A 12979-nucleotide genomic window follows, 5' to 3' on the forward strand; every position below is an offset into this window, starting at 1 on the left:
TTGGGTAGCGGTCTGGCACTTCGATGGGATGAGAGGGGTGCGACGCCGGCCGTGATGCGCACAGCCAGCGCCACACCGGGGGGTTACCAGGTCAGCACCGCACCCACGGCAAAGGTATCGGTGTCTTCGTTCTGTGCGTCGCTATCGTGGCCGTTGAGTTCGAACTGGTTGTACTCGGCCACCAGCTTGAGGTTGTCGTTGACGTCGTGGAACAGGGCAATGCCCCGGGTCTCGTAGTCCGCGCCGCTGCCGACCACGCCGTTGCCATCGTCGTTGGTCTTGCCGTAGGACAGGGCCAGGCGGTTCTTGCCCAGCTTGTAGGAGCCCTGCAACAAGTAGCCGTCGCTGTCGACGTTGCGCAGCGTGGGTTCGCCGGCGTTGTTGGTGTAGAAGGGGTTGATACCCTTGGCCTGGAAGCCCGAACCGGTCAGCGACAGCCCGCCCATCTTGGCCTGCACGCCGTAACCGACGCCTTTGGAGGTAATGGTATCGACGCTCGAATCGGTGTTGTCGGAGGTCTGGTAGCTGCCGTTGACCCAGCTGTAGATCTTCGCCCCGGCGAGGTCGAACTGGTAGGTGATCTCGCTCTCGGTCCGCGGGTTTTCCTGGTAGGCCTTGCCGGTCGGGCTGCTGTCGTTGGTGTCGACCGGGTCCATGATCCCCACGGCCACCCGCAACCCGTCCAGCACTGGCGTGCGGTAGGTGATTTGCGAAGTCGGGAACGGGTACGGGTAGCCGGTGCCGATGTTGCCGAACGACACTCCACCACCATCCACCAGACCCAGGGTGTCGCTGACCTGGCCATAACCGGCCAGCAATTCGTCAAGCAGGATGTTGGAACGGGCAAACAACCCGAAATCCTTACCGATCAGCACCTCGCCCCACTCGGGGTTGGCTACCGTGCCGTAGAACTGGCGCACGTCGATGGCGGTGTCGGTGCCGTTGGTTTCGCTGTCGTTGATGGTCACCCAGAACGAAGCGCGGGCGCCGAGTTTCAGGTCATCGACCTGCTTGCCCATGTTGAAGCCCAGGTAGTTGGGCAAAAAACCCATCTTCACCCGCGACTGCCGCCGATCGTACTGATCACCCGTGCGGTCAACGTCACTGTTGACGTAGAACGCGTTGATGTAGCCGTCGGTGGAGAATGTGGTCTGGTCCTTGTCGTAGAGCATGATATCGGCCTGGGCGAACGAGCTGAGGCCGAGGGTCGACAGACTGGCGATGAAGGCTGGCAAGAAACGGTGCTGGAAGTTCTTATTGTTGTGCATGGCGCGCTCCGCAACGGGGACTTGATGTCGGAGGCGATTATCGAAAGCCGACCGGCGGCGTCATACGCTGCCTTGGAGGCGGTTGCCAGGTGCTTTGGACTGGCGGGTGATGCTCAGCTACTACGGTGTAAGACCGGCCCCGGCCAAGGGCCCGCCACTTTCGGCGTACGCCTCTTTACCGTGGGAGCGAGCCTGCTCGCGATGGCCGACACAGCCAACATGGATAGCACCTGACCCACCGCTATCGCGAGCAGGCTCGCTCCCACAGGGATTTGCGGTGCTCGTGGGTTTTGCATTGAACCCGCGAATTTGTGGAGCTGGGTTCTGCTCGTCAGGCCTGGGCCTTTACCAGCATGTACAGCGCAACCACCACGCACACGCTGGCAAAGCCGACCTGCAACGCGCGAGCCGGAACATGGGCGCAGAGTCTGCGACCGAGCAGCATGCCGAGGATGCTGGCGACGATGAACGCCACACCCAGGCGGTCGATACGTACGCCGGCGTGGAAGGCACCGATGACGCCAATCAGCGAAATCAGGCTGATCACCATCAACGATGTGGCGACGATCCCGCGCATCTGCACGTCGGTCAGTTGCTTGAACGCCGGGACAATCAGGAACCCACCGCCCACCCCGAGCAACCCCGACACCACCCCGGTCACCGCGCCGAGTGCGGCCAGGGTTGCGGTGCACTTGGCGGTCCAGGAAAAGCGCCCGGTCTGCTGGTCGAGCATGCAGTTCTTCTGCCCCCAGTTGGCGTGACCGTGATCGCTCGGCCCGGCGTCCTGGCGTTCACGGCGCAGCATGCGCACGGCCACCATGACCATCAGCAGGCTGAACAGCAGCATGAGGATTTTTTCCGGTAACTGATGGGCGAAATAAATGCCCAGAGGGGAAAACACCGCGCCCAACAACGCAATCAACAGCGCCGCGCGATAGCGCACCAGGCCGTGGCGCAAACCATCGATGGCACCCACCGCCGCCGCGCTGCCCACCGCGAACAGAGCCACCGGGGCCGCCTGGGTCATGCTCCAGCCCAGACCGAGCACCAACGCCGGGACCGCTAGAATGCCACCCCCTGCCCCCGTCAAGCCCAGCACCAACCCCATCACCACACCAAAAAAACTCGCCAGCAACATAAAACACTCACGGTCCGCGAAAAAAGCCGGGAACGCCCGGTATCGATGCCTGACAGGATAGAGCGCGCGCGGCTTTTTTCCTGCATTGATTTGTCCCGGGGCTGGTCAAGCCAGGGAAGAAGCCACTACCCTCAAGGCTTGTCCCGACAGAAACGGCCACCATGCCCGCCTTGATTGAAGCCTTCCTCGACCCCGCCTCGTCGACCTACAGCTACGTGATCTACGAAACCGATGGCGGCGCCTGCGCGATCGTCGATCCAGTGCTCGACTATGAGCCCGCATCCGGAAAAACCTCGACGGTCCAGGCCCAGCGGATTATCCACTTCGTGCGCGAACACCGACTGCAGGTGCAATGGCTGCTGGAAACCCACGCCCACGCCGATCACCTGTCCGCCGCGCCCTACCTGCGCGGCGAACTGGGCGGCAAGATCGCCATCGGCCAGGCCATCAGCCAGGTACAGGCGGTGTTCAAGGGCCTGTTCAACCTGGAAACGGGATTTGCTGTCGACGGTTCGCAGTTCGATCATCTATTTGCGCCGGACGAGGTTTTTGCCATCGGCAACCTGTCGGCCAAAGCCCTGCATGTGCCTGGGCACACCCCGGCAGACATGGCGTACCTGATCGACGAGCAACTGATCCTGGTGGGCGACACCCTGTTCCTGCCAGATGTCGGCACGGCCCGCTGCGACTTCCCCGGCGGCAACGCCGCGCAGATGTACGCCTCGATCCAGCGCCTGCTGGCCTACCCCGCCGCCACCCGCCTCTACGTCTGCCACGACTACCCGCCACCCGCCCGCCCGCCACAGTGCCAGAGCACCGTCGGCGAGCAGCGCGCGCACAACATCCATGTACACGACGGCATCGACGCCGCCACATTCATCACCATGCGCACCGAACGTGATGCCGGACTGGACATGCCAACCCTGCTGTTGCCCGCGATCCAGGTCAACGTCCGAGCAGGCCGCCTGCCGCCGCCGGAAAACAATGGCGTGGTGTACCTGAAAATCCCGATCAACCAGCTCTGAAGCCGAGACGCGTCACCCCCCCAACGTCAACCCATTCGCCGGCAAAGGCAACGCCGTCTTATACCGCACCTGCTTAAGGGCAAAACTGGAGCGAATATTGGCCACCCCCGGCACCTTGGTCAGAAAATCCATCATGAAGCGCTCCAGCGACTGAATGGTCGGCACCAGCACCCGGATCAGATAGTCCGGATCCCCGGCCATCAGATAACACTCCATCACCTCCGGACGATCGGCAATCGCCTCCTCGAAATGCTGCAGCGCCTCCTCCACCTGCTTCTCCAGGCTGACGTGAATGAACACATTGACATGCAACCCCAGCAGATCAGCATCCAGCAGCGTCACCTGCTCGCGAATCAGCCCCAGCTCCTCCATGGCCTTGACCCGATTGAAACAGGGCGTGGGCGACAGATTCACCGAGCGGGCAAGGTCGGCATTGGTGATGCGCGCGTTCTCCTGAAGGCTGTTGAGAATGCCGATATCGGTACGGTCCAGTTTGCGCATGAGACAAAACCACCTGTTTTTTATGTTTATGCAGATTTTTTATCCTCAAATGATCTCAAGTGCAACGAAACAGAGATAAATATTCTTCTGCGCCGGGCCTATGATTGTTGTAGGACAAGATTCCTTCGACCCGAAGGATGAACGTCAGCTCACTACAAGAAATTCACAAGATCGAGCGTAGAAGCCATGAAAGAAGCGTATGAACCGCTGCGCCTGCACGTGCCTGAACCATCGGGCCGTCCTGGATGCAAAACCGACTTCTCCTACCTGCATCTGACCGATGCGGGCACTGTGCGCAAACCCCCAATCGACGTAGAACCGGCCGACACCGCCGACCTGGCCCGTGGCCTGATCCGCGTGCTCGACGACCAGGGCAATGCCCTGGGCCCGTGGGCCGAAGGCGTGTCGGTGGATATCCTGCGCAAAGGCATGCGAGCCATGCTCAAGACGCGGATCTATGACAACCGCATGGTGGTCGCCCAGCGTCAGAAAAAAATGTCGTTCTACATGCAGAGCCTCGGCGAAGAAGCCATCGGCAGTGCCCAGGCCCTGGCCCTGAACATCGACGACATGTGCTTCCCCACCTACCGTCAGCAAAGCATCCTGATGGCCCGTGAAGTGCCATTGGTCGACCTGATCTGCCAACTGCTGTCCAACGAGCGCGATCCGCTCAAGGGCCGGCAATTGCCAATCATGTATTCGGTCAGGGACGCTGGGTTCTTCACCATCTCTGGCAACCTGGCGACCCAGTTCATCCAGGGCGTGGGCTGGGGCATGGCCTCGGCGATCAAGGGCGACACCAAAATCGCCTCGGCCTGGATCGGTGACGGCGCTACCGCCGAGTCGGACTTCCACACCGCCCTGACCTTCGCCCACGTGTACCGCGCGCCGGTGATCCTCAACGTGGTCAACAACCAGTGGGCGATCTCCACCTTCCAGGCCATTGCCGGCGGTGAAGCCACCACCTTCGCCGGTCGTGGCGTGGGCTGCGGCATCGCATCGCTGCGGGTCGACGGTAACGACTTCATCGCGGTCTACGCCGCGTCCGCCTGGGCTGCCGAGCGTGCGCGCCGCAACCTGGGCCCGACCATGATCGAATGGGTCACCTACCGCGCCGGCCCGCACTCGACTTCCGATGATCCGTCCAAGTACCGCCCTGCCGACGACTGGAGCCACTTCCCCTTGGGTGACCCGATCGCCCGCCTGAAGCAGCACATGGTGAAAAATGGCCACTGGTCCGACGAGGAACACACGGCCCTGAGCGCCGAGCTGGAAGCCGAAGTGATTGCCGCGCAAAAAGAAGCCGAGCAGTACGGCACCCTGGCCGGTGGCCAGATCCCGAGCGCCGCGACCATGTTCGAGGACGTCTATAAAGAGATGCCGGAGCACTTGAAGCGCCAGCGCCAGGAGTTGGGGATCTGACATGAACGATCACAACAATAAAATCGAGTTGGAAACCGCCATGACCACGACCACCATGACCATGATCCAGGCCCTGCGCTCGGCCATGGACGTGATGCTTGAGCGCGACGACAACGTAGTGGTGTTCGGCCAGGACGTCGGCTACTTCGGTGGCGTGTTCCGTTGCACCGAAGGCCTGCAGAACAAGTACGGCACCTCGCGGGTGTTCGATGCACCGATCTCGGAAAGCGGGATCGTCGGCGTCGCCGTCGGCATGGGTGCCTATGGCCTGCGCCCGGTGGCCGAGATCCAGTTTGCCGACTACGTCTACCCGGCATCCGACCAGATCATTTCCGAAGCCGCCCGCCTGCGTTATCGCTCGGCCGGCGAGTTCACCGCCCCGATGACCCTGCGCATGCCGTGCGGCGGTGGCATCTACGGTGGCCAGACCCACAGCCAGAGCATCGAAGCGATGTTCACCCAGGTCTGCGGCCTGCGCACCGTGATGCCGTCCAACCCCTACGACGCCAAGGGCCTGCTGATCGCCTCCATCGAAAACGATGACCCGGTGATCTTCCTCGAGCCGAAACGCCTGTACAACGGCCCGTTCGACGGCCACCACGACCGCCCGGTGACCCCTTGGTCGAAACACCCGGCCGCGCAGGTACCGGACGGCTACTACACCGTGCCACTGGACGTCGCGGCAATCACCCGTCCGGGCAAGGACGTGACCATCCTTACCTACGGCACCACCGTCTATGTCTCCCAGGTGGCGGCTGAAGAAACTGGGATCGATGCCGAAGTCATCGACCTGCGCAGCCTGTGGCCGCTGGACCTGGAAACCATCGTCAACTCGGTGAAGAAGACCGGCCGTTGCGTGGTCGTCCACGAAGCCACCCGCACCTGCGGTTTTGGCGCCGAGCTGGTGTCGCTGGTACAGGAACACTGCTTCCACTACCTGGAAGCGCCGATCGAACGTGTGACCGGTTGGGACACCCCCTACCCGCACGCGCAAGAGTGGGCGTATTTCCCAGGGCCGTCCCGTGTGGGCGCGGCGTTGAAACGGGTCATGGAGGTCTGAATGGGCACGCACGTTATTAAAATGCCGGACATTGGCGAAGGCATTGCAGAAGTAGAACTGTCGGTGTGGCACGTCAAGGTTGGCGACCTGGTGGTCGAAGACCAGGTACTGGCCGATGTGATGACCGACAAGGCGATGGTCGATATCCCTTCGCCGGTGCACGGCAAGGTGATTTCCCTGGGCGGTGTGCCCGGTGAAGTGATGGCCGTGGGCAGCATCCTGATCAGCATCGAAGTCGAAGGCGCGGGCAACTACAAGGAATCCGCACAGCCGGCTGCCGTGGCCGAGGTCAAGGCCGAGCCCGCCAAAATAGCGCCGGCACCCGCACCCAAGGTCGAGACCGTGGCGCCGAGCAAACCTGCAGCAGCCTGCCGACCAGCGCCCCAGGCGCCGGTGGCTCGTACCGCCGACGAACGTCCGCTGGCCTCGCCGGCCGTGCGCAAGCATGCCCTGGACGCTGGTATCCAGTTGCGTCTGGTCCAGGGCACCGGCCCTGCCGGGCGCATTCTCCACGAAGACCTCGACGCCTACCTGACACAGGGCCCCGGGACAACCTCCACGGCCGGCAATGCCTACCGCGAACGACATGACGAAGAGCAGATCCCGGTCATCGGCATGCGCCGCAAGATCGCCCAACGCATGCAGGACGCTACCCAGCGTGCGGCGCACTTCAGTTATGTCGAAGAAATCGACGTCACCGCCGTCGAAGAACTGCGCGCGCACCTCAACGAAAAACACGGCGCGAGCCGCGGCAAGCTGACCTTGCTGCCGTTCCTGGTGCGCGCCCTGGTGGTTGCCCTGCGCGACTTCCCGCAGATCAACGCCCGCTACGATGACGAAGCCCAGGTGATCACCCGCCTTGGCGCCGTGCACGTGGGTATCGCCACCCAGGCCGACATCGGCCTGATGGTGCCCGTAGTGCGGCACGCCGAAGCCCGCAGCCTGTGGGACAGCGCCGGGGAAATCGCCCGCCTGGCCACGGCCGCGCGCAACGGCAAGGCCAGCCGCGACGAACTGTCCGGCTCCAGCATCACCCTGACTAGCCTCGGCGCCTTGGGTGGAATTGTCAGCACCCCGGTGCTGAACCTGCCGGAAGTGGCGATCATCGGCGTCAACAAGATCGTCGAGCGGCCTATGGTGATCAAGGGCCAGATCGTGATCCGCAAAATGATGAACCTCTCCAGTTCCTTCGATCACCGAGTGGTCGATGGCATGGACGCAGCACAATTCATCCAGGCCCTGCGTGGTTTGCTCGAACAACCCGCTACGCTGTTTGTGGAGTAAGACATGCAGACTCTGAACACCACGCTGCTGATCATTGGCGGCGGCCCTGGCGGTTACGTAGCGGCTATTCGTGCCGGGCAACTGGGCATCAATACCATCCTGGTCGAAGGCCAGGCACTGGGCGGCACCTGCCTGAACATCGGCTGCATTCCGTCCAAGGCGCTGATTCATGTCGCGGAACAGTTTCACCAGACCCGCCAGCACAACCAGCACTCGGCCCTGGGGATCACCGTCGCCGCGCCGAGCCTGGACATTGGCAAAAGCGTCGAGTGGAAGGATGGCATCGTCGATCGCCTGACCACCGGCGTTGCGGCCCTGTTGAAAAAGCACAAGGTCCAGGTCATCCATGGCTGGGCCAAGGTAGTCGACGGCAAGACCGTTGACGTCGGCGACACCCGCATCCAGTGCGAGCACCTGCTGCTGGCCACCGGTTCGAAAAGCGTCAACCTGCCGATGCTGCCGATTGGCGGGCCGATCATCTCCTCCACCGAAGCCCTGGCACCCCAAAGCCTGCCGAAACACCTAGTGGTGGTCGGCGGCGGTTACATCGGCCTGGAACTGGGCATTGCCTACCGCAAGCTCGGCGCCGAAGTCAGCGTGGTCGAAGCCCAGGAGCGGATCCTGCCAGCCTACGACGCCGAGCTGACCCAGCCGGTGCACGAAGAGCTGAAAAAACTCGGGATAAAGCTTTACTTGAAACATAGCGTGCAAAGCTTTGATTCTAATGCAAATACTCTGCAGGTAACGGAGCCGGATGGCGGCACCCTGAGCCTTGCGACCGATCGGGTGCTGGTGGCCGTCGGACGCAAACCCAACACCCAGGGCTGGAACCTCGAAGCCCTGAACCTGCAGATGAACGGTGCGGCGATCAAGATCGACAACCGCTGCGCCACCAGCATGCGCAACGTCTGGGCGATCGGCGACTTGAGTGGCGAGCCGATGCTGGCTCACCGCGCCATGGCCCAGGGTGAGATGGTCGCGGAGCTGATCAGCGGCAAAACCCGCGAGTTCAACCCCACCGCCATCGCCGCCGTGTGCTTTACCGACCCGGAACTGGTGGTGGTCGGCAAGACCCCGGACGAAGCCAAGGCGGCGGGCCTGGACTGCATCGTTGCAAGCTTCCCGTTCGCCGCCAACGGCCGGGCGATGACCCTGGAATCGAAAAGCGGCTTCGTGCGGGTCGTGGCACGTCGCGATAATCACCTGATCCTGGGCTGGCAAGCCGTCGGGGTCGGGGTCTCGGAGTTGTCCGCCGCATTCGGCCAGAGCCTGGAAATGGGCGCTCGCCTGGAAGACATCGCCGGCACCATCCACGCCCACCCGACACTGGGCGAGGCGGTACAAGAGGCTGCATTGCGGGCCTTGGGGCATGCGCTGCACCTGTAATCCAGGGGCGATTGGTGGGCATAGGTGATGGCCTCTTCGCGGGTAAGCCCGCTCCCACATGGGTTAGACGTACTGTGGGAGCGGGCTTGCCCGCGATTTCTTGAGGCCAACACGATTAATCTGCCTCTCGTCCGATCGTCTGGGCTGCGAAACCGGCCCGGAATGAAGTATTGTTGTGCCCATCCAGAAAAACGTCAGAAGCCTTGAACCGTTCAGGCGATTGTTAAGTGATAGAGGGTGTCATGGGTAACGAAAGCATCAATTGGGACAAGCTGGGTTTTGACTACATCAAGACAGACAAGCGCTATCTGTCGCACTGGCGTAACGGCGAGTGGGACGCAGGCACCCTGACCGAAGATAACGTGCTGCACATCAGTGAAGGCTCCACCGCCCTGCACTACGGCCAGCAATGCTTCGAAGGCATGAAGGCCTATCGCTGCAAGGACGGCTCGATCAACCTGTTCCGCCCGGACCAGAACGCCCTGCGCATGCAGCGTAGCTGCGCACGCCTGCTGATGCCGTTCGTCGAAACCGAACAGTTCATCGAAGCCTGCAAGGCCGTGGTCCGTGCCAACGAGCGTTTCATTCCGCCATACGGCACCGGCGGCGCGCTGTACTTGCGCCCGTTCGTGATCGGCGTGGGTGACAACATCGGCGTACGCACCGCCCCTGAGTTCATCTTCTCGATCTTCGCTATCCCGGTCGGCGCCTACTTCAAGGGCGGCCTGACCCCGCACAACTTCCTGATCTCCAGCTTCGACCGTGCCGCTCCACAAGGCACCGGCGCGGCCAAGGTCGGTGGCAACTATGCCGCCAGCCTGATGCCCGGCTCCCAGGCCAAGAAGGCGCACTACGCCGACTGCATCTACCTGGACCCGATGACCCACTCGAAAATCGAAGAAGTCGGCTCGGCCAACTTCTTTGGGATCACCCACGACAACAAGTTCGTCACGCCGAAGTCGCCTTCGGTGCTGCCGGGCATTACTCGTCTGTCGTTGATCGAGCTGGCTCAGTCGCGCCTGGGCCTGGAAGTGGTGGAAGGTGACGTGTTCATCGACAAGCTGGCGGACTTCAAGGAAGCCGGCGCCTGTGGCACTGCCGCAGTGATCACGCCGATCGGTGGCATCAGCTACAACGACCACCTGCACGTGTTCCACAGCGAAACCGAAGTTGGCCCGATCACCCAGAAGCTCTACAAAGAGCTGACCGGTGTACAGACCGGCGACATCGAAGCGCCAGAAGGCTGGATCGTCAAGGTCTGATCCAGCGTTCCAGGCACTGAACAGGCCCAGCCGGCGTTAGCGCGTCGGCTGGGCCTTTTTTGTCAGCGCCGCTGCTGCGGACTGGGCGCGCAACCATGCGTCGAGCACAAGGCAACACCCTGCCCCTAGAGCCCAGGACTGACGAGTGCTCGGCGTGCAGTTTTGCGAGTCTCACGGGACGCTGGCGGCAGTTGGCTCGGCAACTCGATTGCGAACCGCCTGCCGATTTCCTTGCGCCCGGTGGCGGTCAACGCCAGCGCCCGGCTGTCCAGGTCCTGGACCAGCCATTTGCGCTGCAGCGCCGTCGCCAGCAAGGCCGCACCCAGCGCTCCACCGAGGTGCGGTCGACGCATGCTCCAGTCCAGGCACGGGCAGGCAAATCGCCGCCGCAGTGCGCTCAAGTCACTGACCTCGATGCCCAACTGCTGGAACCCCGCCTCGCCGCTCGCGCTCAACCGGTACGCCTGTTGCTCGGTCACCAGCAGCCAACCGGTCTCGAGCATCCGGTCGTGCAGCAGCACCGCCAGAGTACCGGCCAGGTGGTCGTAGCAGGTACGGGCAAACTGCAGGCGATCCGGGGTGCGCGGGGTGAAGGTCGGCGCGGCGCTCTGGCCGATCACCATCAGTGCTTCCAGGGCCTGGGCGACCTGCTGATTGGCAAGACTGTAATAACGATGGCGGCCCTGTACGTGCAGGCGCACCAGCGCCAGCTCCTTGAGCCGGGCCAGATGGGCACTGGCGGTCGACGTGCTGACTTCGGCAATGCTCGCCAGCTCGGTGCTGGTACGGGCATGGCCATCCATCAACGAACAGAGGATTTTGGTCCGAGCCGGCTCGGCGATCGCTGCCGCCACCTGCGAGACACCAACGTCGTGTTGTTCTGCACTCATATTTCGCTCCCGGACGAATCGTCGTCCTGCCGAACCCCGGATAGTAACAAGACTTACCACTACCCATAAGGCCGCGTCCCATGGACCCGATTATCGCCGCGACTCACGCCGATCCCTATCCCTACTACGCCAGTCTGCGCGCTGCGGGCGGGTTCGCCTTCGACCAGGATCTGGGTCTGTGGGTGGCCAGCAGCGCCCGGGCGGTGGCTGCTGTGCTGGCGCATGCCGACTGCCGGGTGCGCCCGGCACTCGAACCGGTGCCCGCTGCAATTGCCCAGGGTGAAGCCGGCCAGGTGTTCGCGCGCTTGATGCGGATGAACGACGGCGAACCCCATCGCTGCCCGCGCTCGGCCATGGCGCCGGCGCTGGAGCGGGTCGACACCGAGCAGGTTGGCGAACGGCTGCGTGCCCGGCTGATCACGGCAGACGCCGCCGGCCTGCACCAGGCCATGTTCCTGGGGCCGGTGGCGGTGCTCGCCGCAATGCTGGGCTTCGCGCCCAGCGAAGGCAGGACCCTCAGCCAGTTGACCGCGGACTTCGTCGCCTGCCTTTCGCCCCTGAGCACTGCCGCGCAACGGGTCGCGGCCCACCAGGCCGCCGAACAATTGAAGGGTTATTTCATCGAGCGACTGAGCGCCGAGAACGCAAAGAGCCCGCTACTGGAAAGCCTGTGCCAGGGCCTGACTGATCGCGAAGTCCTGCTGGCCAACCTGATCGGTCTGCTCTCCCAGACGTACGAAGCCAGTGCCGGGCTGATTGGCAACGCCGTACTGGCGCTGATTCGCGAGCCAGGGCTACTGCCGGAGCCCGGGCGAGTCGATGGGTTTGTGGCAGAGGTTCAGCGCTTTGACCCGCCAGTGCAAAATACCCGGCGTTTTGTCAGCGCACCCTGCGAGATCGAGGGCGTGCGCCTGGCACCCGGCGATAGCGTGCTGCTGTTGCTGGCCTCGGCCAACCGCGACCCGCAACTCAACCCAGAGCCCGAGCGCTTTGTACTCGAACGCCCGGCCCGGCGCAGCTTGAGTTTCGGTGCCGGACGCCACCACTGCCCCGGCCAGGCATTGGCCATGAGCATCGCCAGTGCCACCCTGCGCGAGTTGCTGGCGCACAGGGAGCACTTCGGCCGACTGGCCTGGCGCTACCGCCCCTCGCTGAACGGGCGGATCCCCCTGTTCAGCGAAAAATGAGCATCAGTCAGTCGTCCCGCGTCAGCACTTCCAGCAGTTCGATCTCGAACACCAGGTTGGAATTGGCCGGGATGCTGCCCATGCTGCGCTCGCCATAGGCCAGGTGCGCCGGCACCCGCAGCTGGCGTTTACCACCAACTTGCATACCCAGGATGCCCTGGTCCCAGCCCTTGATCACGCGCCCGGTGCCGATCACGCACTGGAACGGCTTGCCGCGGCTCCAGGAAGAGTCGAACTCGGTGCCGTCTTCCAGGCAGCCGCGGTATTGGGTGGTGATCAACGCGCCTTTTACCGCAGCTTTGCCGCTGCCCACCAGCAGGTCGATGACCTGTAATTCGTCGTTCATTGCTGCTCTCGTCTGTTCACTGGCCCGACTGGCCAGTGGGCAATCTTAACCCAGACAGCGTGCTGGATTCGCTGCATCAGACCAGGCACTCCGCGGCGTAACACTTGCTTGTCAGACTGGCCAACGGCTGATCCACCGATGCAGTCAACGTGCCCCACCGTTACACTGCGCGTCGAACCAGACGGAGTGTCAGCCCCGTGTTTAATCTTT

12 protein-coding genes are annotated in these 12979 nt (G+C 63.0%); 7 read left to right on the forward strand and 5 right to left on the reverse strand.

The features are described 5' to 3' along the window. Positions 1-83: 83 nt before the first annotated feature. Both ACM6IP_RS10110 and ACM6IP_RS10115 read right to left on the reverse strand, forming a co-directional pair. Positions 84-1268, reverse strand: coding sequence for a porin (locus ACM6IP_RS10110; RefSeq protein ID WP_414861408.1), 1185 nt, complete (start codon positions 1266-1268; stop codon positions 84-86). A 331-nt stretch (positions 1269-1599) separates the two neighbouring features. Continuing rightward, entirely contained in the window at positions 1600-2406 is an 807-nt protein-coding gene (locus ACM6IP_RS10115; RefSeq protein WP_159996229.1) for a sulfite exporter TauE/SafE family protein, read from the reverse strand. 161 nt (positions 2407-2567) lie between these two features. Between ACM6IP_RS10115 and ACM6IP_RS10120 the strand changes: the two genes are divergently transcribed. Further along, positions 2568-3431 carry an MBL fold metallo-hydrolase gene (locus ACM6IP_RS10120; RefSeq protein ID WP_414861409.1) on the forward strand — a complete coding sequence of 288 codons (864 nt, stop codon included), beginning with the start codon at positions 2568-2570 and terminating at the stop codon, positions 3429-3431. 12 nt (positions 3432-3443) lie between these two features. On the opposite strand, the gene bkdR is transcribed toward ACM6IP_RS10120, so the two are convergent. Further along, positions 3444-3932, reverse strand: a complete 489-nt coding sequence (bkdR, locus tag ACM6IP_RS10125; RefSeq protein ID WP_095168741.1) for a Bkd operon transcriptional regulator BkdR — start codon at positions 3930-3932, stop codon at positions 3444-3446. A gap of 186 nt (positions 3933-4118) precedes the next feature. On the opposite strand from bkdR, the gene ACM6IP_RS10130 reads away from it, so the two are divergent. The 5 genes from ACM6IP_RS10130 to ACM6IP_RS10150 all read left to right on the forward strand — a co-directional run bounded on the left by ACM6IP_RS10130 (position 4119) and on the right by ACM6IP_RS10150 (position 10346). Further along, positions 4119-5354: a 3-methyl-2-oxobutanoate dehydrogenase (2-methylpropanoyl-transferring) subunit alpha gene (locus ACM6IP_RS10130; protein WP_414861410.1), complete on the forward strand. Its 1236-nt coding sequence runs from the start codon at positions 4119-4121 to the stop codon at positions 5352-5354. A 1-nt stretch (position 5355) separates the two neighbouring features. Continuing rightward, positions 5356-6414 carry an alpha-ketoacid dehydrogenase subunit beta gene (locus ACM6IP_RS10135; protein WP_414861411.1) on the forward strand — a complete coding sequence of 353 codons (1059 nt, stop codon included), beginning with the start codon at positions 5356-5358 and terminating at the stop codon, positions 6412-6414. Next, the gene (locus tag ACM6IP_RS10140) at positions 6415-7698 is read left to right on the forward strand and encodes a dihydrolipoamide acetyltransferase family protein (RefSeq protein WP_414861412.1); all 1284 of its coding nucleotides are present in this window, start codon (positions 6415-6417) and stop codon (positions 7696-7698) included. A 3-nt stretch (positions 7699-7701) separates the two neighbouring features. After that, a complete protein-coding gene (gene lpdA, locus ACM6IP_RS10145; RefSeq protein ID WP_414861413.1) occupies positions 7702-9084 on the forward strand; it encodes a dihydrolipoyl dehydrogenase in 1383 nt (460 codons plus the stop codon). 242 nt (positions 9085-9326) lie between these two features. Then, the gene (locus ACM6IP_RS10150; RefSeq protein WP_095168736.1) at positions 9327-10346 is read left to right on the forward strand and encodes a branched-chain amino acid aminotransferase; all 1020 of its coding nucleotides are present in this window, start codon (positions 9327-9329) and stop codon (positions 10344-10346) included. Between the two features lie 125 nt (positions 10347-10471). Here the strand turns inward: ACM6IP_RS10150 and ACM6IP_RS10155 are convergent, their stop codons facing one another. Continuing rightward, the gene (locus tag ACM6IP_RS10155) at positions 10472-11236 is read right to left on the reverse strand and encodes an ArsR/SmtB family transcription factor (protein ID WP_414861414.1); all 765 of its coding nucleotides are present in this window, start codon (positions 11234-11236) and stop codon (positions 10472-10474) included. A gap of 80 nt (positions 11237-11316) precedes the next feature. Between ACM6IP_RS10155 and ACM6IP_RS10160 the strand changes: the two genes are divergently transcribed. Beyond that, the gene (locus tag ACM6IP_RS10160) at positions 11317-12423 is read left to right on the forward strand and encodes a cytochrome P450 (protein WP_414861415.1); all 1107 of its coding nucleotides are present in this window, start codon (positions 11317-11319) and stop codon (positions 12421-12423) included. 7 nt (positions 12424-12430) lie between these two features. Here ACM6IP_RS10160 and ACM6IP_RS10165 read toward each other — a convergent pair whose 3' ends face one another. Further along, complete coding sequence (locus tag ACM6IP_RS10165) at positions 12431-12769, reverse strand: FKBP-type peptidyl-prolyl cis-trans isomerase (RefSeq protein ID WP_414861416.1); 339 nt, start codon at positions 12767-12769, stop codon at positions 12431-12433. Positions 12770-12979: the final 210 nt, after the last annotated feature.

It is taken from the genome of Pseudomonas sp. IT-P176, from assembly GCF_949767245.1.
Lineage (GTDB): Bacteria > Pseudomonadota > Gammaproteobacteria > Pseudomonadales > Pseudomonadaceae > Aquipseudomonas.

Bases quoted from the DNA above. Each gene is read 5' to 3' on its own strand.
- lpdA (WP_414861413.1), top strand. From the start codon at position 7,702: ATGCAGACTCTGAACACCACGCTGCTGATCATTGGCGGCGGCCCTGGC.
- ACM6IP_RS10115 (WP_159996229.1), bottom strand. From the start codon at position 2,406: ATGTTGCTGGCGAGTTTTTTTGGTGTGGTGATGGGGTTGGTGCTGGGC.
- ACM6IP_RS10120 (WP_414861409.1), top strand. From the start codon at position 2,568: ATGCCCGCCTTGATTGAAGCCTTCCTCGACCCCGCCTCGTCGACCTAC.
- ACM6IP_RS10130 (WP_414861410.1), top strand. From the start codon at position 4,119: ATGAAAGAAGCGTATGAACCGCTGCGCCTGCACGTGCCTGAACCATCG.
- bkdR (WP_095168741.1), bottom strand. From the start codon at position 3,932: ATGCGCAAACTGGACCGTACCGATATCGGCATTCTCAACAGCCTTCAG.
- ACM6IP_RS10150 (WP_095168736.1), top strand. From the start codon at position 9,327: ATGGGTAACGAAAGCATCAATTGGGACAAGCTGGGTTTTGACTACATC.
- ACM6IP_RS10155 (WP_414861414.1), bottom strand. From the start codon at position 11,236: ATGAGTGCAGAACAACACGACGTTGGTGTCTCGCAGGTGGCGGCAGCG.
- ACM6IP_RS10110 (WP_414861408.1), bottom strand. From the start codon at position 1,268: ATGCACAACAATAAGAACTTCCAGCACCGTTTCTTGCCAGCCTTCATC.
- ACM6IP_RS10135 (WP_414861411.1), top strand. From the start codon at position 5,356: ATGAACGATCACAACAATAAAATCGAGTTGGAAACCGCCATGACCACG.
- ACM6IP_RS10160 (WP_414861415.1), top strand. From the start codon at position 11,317: ATGGACCCGATTATCGCCGCGACTCACGCCGATCCCTATCCCTACTAC.
- ACM6IP_RS10140 (WP_414861412.1), top strand. From the start codon at position 6,415: ATGGGCACGCACGTTATTAAAATGCCGGACATTGGCGAAGGCATTGCA.
- ACM6IP_RS10165 (WP_414861416.1), bottom strand. From the start codon at position 12,769: ATGAACGACGAATTACAGGTCATCGACCTGCTGGTGGGCAGCGGCAAA.